The following is a 1,058-nucleotide window of genomic DNA, read 5'->3' as shown; positions in this document are numbered from 1 at the left end:
CATCGAGCGACACGTAAAAATCAAGAATGCAGCGACCCCTTTTGACCCTCAATACCAAGAATATTTGGTGAAGAGAAAATCTAAAAGGCTAGCTCGTAACTCTTGGAAAGAGCCTGTCCCGACTGCGTTATAAGTTGCTGGGTATCAATGATGCCTTAGTGGAGGCTTGAGCCGTATGCAGTGAAAGTTGCACGTACGGTTCTTAGAGGGGCGGCACTTGGTAACAAGTGTCGTCTACTCGACAAAAATGACTTAACTTGAACAATTGCAAAGATCAAATGCGGCTAAATCGAAGAGACAGATAACTCGGTGTAGGTGCGGCTGAGGCCTTCCGAGGCCGGGCCGCTCTATGACATCTGACCCATAGGGATATGGGAAATGTCGGCCTGATGTAGGGAACATCACCGACCATGTCATCGCGGCATTTGTAAATCCATCACTTCAGATGCTGTCATAGAGCGCCGCGGGATGCCTCTTATACAACAAGAATCAGCGTGCCTTCAGAAGTACCTAAATCAACCTATTCATCAACCACAATGGTTAATCGAAGAGATGAGAAACTAGGTGTAGATACGCCGGTGAGCTTCCGTGACAGGGATGTCACGGCAGAGCCTACAGGGATGATGAGATGGACACCTCTTGTGAAATCGGCGTCAAAAGCGCCATATTGAATTTACAAGGTTCAATGTCAACAAAAGGTGTCCACTATGAAAGTTACTCTAATTGGTATCGATTTGGCAAAAAATGTTCTTCAGGTTTGCGGTGTCAATCAAGTCGGTAAAACGCTCTTTAATCGCACCGTTAAACGGACTCAACTGCTGAAAACGCTCGTTCAGTATCCAGATGCTGTCATTGCAATGGAAGCCTGTAGTGGCTCAAATTATTGGGGCCGAGAGCTGATTTCGCGGGGATTTGAAGTGAAACTTATCCCACCACAGCACGTGAAGCCCTTCGTGAAAGGCAATAAAAATGACCGCAATGATGCCTTTGCAATCTGTGAGGCCGCGATGCGCCCCAACATCATCTTCGTTAAGCCAAGAACCTTAGCGCAGGTCGAT

At 47.1% G+C, this 1,058-nt stretch carries 1 protein-coding gene; it reads left to right on the top strand.

Going from position 1 to position 1,058, the window contains the following annotated elements; genetic code table 11:
* Window positions 1–707: 707 nt before the first annotated feature.
* Window positions 708–1,058 (top strand): transposase (locus L1D47_RS20795; protein WP_239886629.1); only part of this gene is annotated, 351 nt, incomplete at its 3' end.

The organism is Shewanella sp. Isolate7, assembly GCF_022398425.1.
Lineage (GTDB): Bacteria > Pseudomonadota > Gammaproteobacteria > Enterobacterales > Shewanellaceae > Shewanella.
The sequence above is the reverse complement of the archived record's forward strand: the minus strand, read 5'-3'. Positions and strand labels throughout refer to the sequence as shown.